Annotated in this window: 3 protein-coding genes and 1 pseudogene; 1 reads left to right on the plus strand and 3 read right to left on the minus strand. The window is 67.4% G+C overall.

Annotation, left to right across the window (positions count from 1 at the left end; genetic code table 11):
- The 3 genes and pseudogenes from RMO04_RS19690 to RMO04_RS19700 form a co-directional block, all read right to left on the minus strand.
- A pseudogene (locus tag RMO04_RS19690) lies at positions 1-214 on the minus strand (hemolysin secretion protein D); the annotation flags it as partial.
- A 4-nt stretch (positions 215-218) separates the two neighbouring features.
- Positions 219-962, minus strand: a complete 744-nt coding sequence (locus RMO04_RS19695; RefSeq protein WP_309646470.1) for an ABC transporter ATP-binding protein — start codon at positions 960-962, stop codon at positions 219-221.
- Positions 959-2,101 (minus strand): ABC transporter permease, encoded by a 1,143-nt coding sequence (locus tag RMO04_RS19700; RefSeq protein WP_309646471.1) that lies wholly within the window; start codon positions 2,099-2,101, stop codon positions 959-961. Before RMO04_RS19700 ends, RMO04_RS19695 begins: the two co-directional genes overlap by 4 nt.
- A gap of 165 nt (positions 2,102-2,266) precedes the next feature.
- Between RMO04_RS19700 and RMO04_RS19705 the strand changes: the two genes are divergently transcribed.
- Positions 2,267-4,366, plus strand: a complete 2,100-nt coding sequence (locus RMO04_RS19705) for a S46 family peptidase (protein WP_309646472.1) — start codon at positions 2,267-2,269, stop codon at positions 4,364-4,366.
- Positions 4,367-4,384: the final 18 nt, after the last annotated feature.

Below are 4,384 nucleotides of genomic sequence, written 5' to 3' on the forward strand. Positions count from 1 at the left end.
GGCGCGCGGCCACCTGGATCATGCCGCCCTCGACATCGGCCTTGCCGTTGGCGATGGCCACGAAGGGGCTCTTGGGCGCCTTGGCGGCCGCGACCTTGGCCGCCTCCGCCTTCTGGGCCTGGGCCTGGCTGTTCAGCAGGAGCCCGCCGGCGACGGCGAGACCGAGCACAAGAACCACGGCCCAGACGACGTGGCGGCGGAGGAAGGCGAACATGGTCTTAGGCTCCGATGAGCTCAGGGGTCTTGGCCGCGCTGGGGGCCGGCGTCGTGCGCCGGTCGTTCAGGATGTGGCCGTCCTCGATGTGGATGATGCGGTCGGCATAGGCTTCCAGCCGCGGGTCGTGGGTCACGCAGATCACGGCCGCGCCGTGCTGCTTGGCGGCCCGCTGGAGAAGCTTGATGACGATCTGGCCGTTCTCGCCGTCCAGCGCGCTGGTGGGCTCGTCGGCGAACAGCAGGCGTGGCTCCTTGGCCAGCGCCCCGGCGATGGCCACCCGCTGCTTCTCGCCGCCGGACAGTTCGGCCGGCCGCGGATTGAGGCGGGCGCCCAGGCCGACCTCGGTGAGGGCCGTGGCGGCGCGGGCGCGCGCCTCGGAAGGCGAGAAGCCCTTGTACTTCAGGATCGTGGTCACCTGCTGCAGGGCGCTGAGAGCCCCGAACAGGTTGAAGCCCTGGAAGATGAACCCGCAGTGGTCCAGGCGGAACTTGTCGATCTTGCCCGGGCGCATGGACCAGAGATCCTCGCCCATGGCCGTCACCTTGCCGGAGTCCGGCTTCAGCAGGCCCGAGAGGGCGGCCACCAGGGTCGACTTGCCCGAGCCCGAGGGGCCCATGACCATGGTCATCTCGCCGTGGCGGGCGTCGAAGTCGACGGACTTCAGCACCTCGATATGGGACCGGCCGGTCTTGAAGCGCTTGACCAGTCCGGTTCCCTGGATGGCGATCGGATTGAGCGTGTTCATCGCAGCAGGTCCGCGGGTTGGCTCTTCTTGAGGATGCCCAGGGCCATCAGGCCCGAGGCGAGCGAAATCACCATCAGCAGGACCCCGACCCCGACCACCCAACTGACCGGGAAGCCCATGGGCAGCCCACCGTTCTTGGCCAGGATGGCGACCAGGCAGGTGAATAGGCCGGTGGCCGCCAGGCCGACGATCCCCACCCAGAACGACAGCTCCAGCACGATCAGCCGCAGGGAGCCCATCGAGACGCCCAGGGCGCGCAGGCTCGCGAACTCCTTGATGTTTGCGAGGATCGCGCCGCGCAGGGTCTGGGAAGTGATGCCCACCCCGATCAGGAAGCCCAGGAAGACGGAGAAGCCGACGAAGATGCCGATGATCTGTTCCTTCATCAGCGCACCCTCGTTGGCCTGGGCGAGTTCCGCGCGGGTCCAGGCGCGATAGGCGCCGGCGGCGCTGGCGTTGAGCTGGTCGCGGACCAGTTCCGCCTGATCCGGAGTCTTCAGGCGAACCATCAGGGGACCGGTCTTGTCGCCCTTCTCGGCCAGGCCGAGGCGGCGCAAGGTGTCGCGGGAAACCACCACCGAGGCCTGGTTGATGTCGGGATAGCCGTCGAGCAGGGCGCGCACTCGGACGGTCTTGCCGTTCAGCGCGGCGCTGTCGCCCAGCTTCACCCCCAGCCGGCCCAGGGCCGAGCGGTCGATGGCGATAGCGTTCGGCTCCATCAGCGCGACGCGGACGCTCTCGGGATAGTCGACCGGCAGGGTCAGGGCCCCGACCTCGGTGTCGACCATGTTCACCTGCACGAAGGTCGTGATCTGCTTCTGCTTGCCCACCGGCTGGTTGGTCCAGCGGCCGCCGCCGCCGTCGAAACTGGCGACCTCGGCTACCTGGGGATGCAGGTAGAGCTGCGGTCCGATGCGCCGAGGCAGGCTGGACGGACCCGAATTGATCAGGCTCTCGGACTTCGCCGGCATGATCATCAGATCAGCGCGCGAGCGGTCGATGGTCGCCGTGGCGGCCTTAACGATGCCCGTGAACATCCCCACCTGGGCGAGAATGAGCAGGCCGGAGAAGGCGAGCGCGATGACGGCCGCCAGATAGCGGCGCCATTCGTAGATCAAAGTGGCTAGAGCCAGCGACATGGGTCCCTCCCAGCAGCCTCAGGGTGTGGCGTCGCGTCGGTGGCGAACCAAGTTAAATCACCGTAAGGCGGCCCCTCGACGGCTGGTCACGACCTGTCACAGTTGTTACACAGCCCGCCCAACCCCAGGCCCTGCCAAGGCCCGCGCAATTCAGGTGCGATGCGAATGAGCTTCCCTAAATTCGGTGTAATCACCGGTGGTCTGCGTGCAACCGCTGGTCTGCTGGCCTGCGTCGGCCTGCTCGCGGCGACCTCGCCCGCCGCCGCCGACGAAGGCATGTGGACCTTCGACAACTTTCCCACCGCCAAGGTCAACGCCGCCTACGGACTGAAGCTGGACCAGAAGTGGCTGGACCGTGTGCAGTCGGCCTCGGTGCGGCTGACCACCGGCTGCTCGGCTTCGCTGGTCTCCAAGTCCGGCCTGGTGCTGACCAACCATCACTGCGTGATCGAGTGCGTCCAGAACCTCTCCACCGAGAAGACCGACTTCGTGAAGGGCGGCTTCACGACGGTGAACCAGGCCGAGGAGCGCAAGTGTCCCGGCATGCAGGCCGAGATCCTGACCTCGATCGTCGACCTCACCAAGGACATCAAGGCCGCGTCCGCCGGCAAGACCGGCCAGGACTTCGTCAAGGCGCGCGACGCCGCCATGGCGGGCGCCGAACAGGCCGCCTGCGGGTCCGATCCGCTGGTGCGCTGCCAGGTGGTGAGCCTGTACCGGGGCGGTCAGTTCAAGCTCTACAAGTACCGCAAGTACGCCGATGTCCGACTGGTCTTCGCCCCTGAGTTCGCCACGGCCTTCTTCGGCGGCGATCCCGACAATTTCAACTTCCCACGCTACAATCTCGATGTCGGCTTCCTGCGGCTCTACCAGGACAACAAGCCGGTCGCGACGCCGCAGCACCTGACCTGGGCGACCCGTGCGCCGAAGGACGGCGAGCCGACCTTCGTCTCCGGCAATCCCGGATCGACCGACCGCCTGCTGACGGTGGCCCAGCTCGAAACGCTGCGCGACCTGGCGATCCCGGTGGGCCAGCTCCAGCGTTCGGAGATCCGCGGCCGGCTGGCCCGCTTCTCGGAAGAAAGCCCGGAGCACAAACGCATCGCCACCGATCCGCTGTTCGGGGTCGAGAACTCGTTCAAGGTGTTCTTCGGCCGCCAGTTCGTGCTGAACGACAAGGCCTTCATGGACGCCAAGCGCGCCCAGGAAGCCGAACTGAAGTCCAAGGTCGCCGCCGACGCCGCCCTGGCCGCCGAGATCGGCGATCCCTGGGGTGAGATCGCCAAGGCCCAGGACGCCTACGCCAACGCCTATCTGCGCAATCGCCAGATCGAGGGTGGCCCCGGCTATTCCAGCCTCTACGACTACGCCAAGACCCTGGTCCGCGGCGCGCAGGAACGGGCCAAGCCCGCCGCCGAGCGCCTGCCGGAATTCGCCGACGTCCGCCTGCCGCTGATCGAGAAGAAGCTGCTGGACGAGAAGCCCGTCGATGCGGAGCTGGAGGAGGTCTACCTGGCCTTCTGGCTGTCGAAGACGCGCGAGTACCTGACCACCGACGATGCGGCGGTGAAGACGCTGCTGGGCAAGGAAAGCCCCGAGGGCCTCGCCGCCCGCGCGGTCAAGAGCTCCAAGCTCGCCGATCCGGCGGTGCGCAAGGCGCTTTGGGATGGCGGTCTCGCCGCCGTCCAGGCCTCCGACGACCCGATCATCCAACTGGTCCTGCGCAACGACCCCGCCGCGCGCGCCGTCCGCAAGGTCTGGGAGACCGAGGTGACGGGGCCGACCGACCGGGCCGCCGAACGCATCGCCCGGGCCAAGTTCGCCGTCTATGGCGATGCGGTCTATCCGGACGCCACCTTCACCCTGCGCCTCTCCTACGGAAAGGTCGCCGGCTGGACCCATCGTGGAACGGCCGTCCCGGCCACGACGAACTTCGCGGGTCTCTATGAGCGGGCGACGGGCGCCGAGCCGTTCGAACTGGCGCCACGCTGGGTCGAGGCCCAGGGCAAGGTCAATCCGGAGACCGTCTACAACTTTGTCACCACCAACGACATCATCGGCGGCAATTCCGGATCGCCGGTGATCAGCGCCAAGGGCGAGGTCCTGGGCGCGGCCTTCGACGGCAACATCCACTCGCTGGGCGGCGCCTACGGCTACGACGGGGCCCTCAACCGCACCGTGGTCGTGGCCACTTCGGCGACGACCGAGGCCCTGACCAAGATCTATGGCCAGACCACCCTGGTGAAGGAACTGACGGGGAAATAGCTCCAACCCAAGTTTCGT

Source organism: Phenylobacterium sp. (assembly GCF_031412415.1).
In the GTDB taxonomy this organism is placed as follows: Bacteria; Pseudomonadota; Alphaproteobacteria; order Caulobacterales; family Caulobacteraceae; genus Phenylobacterium.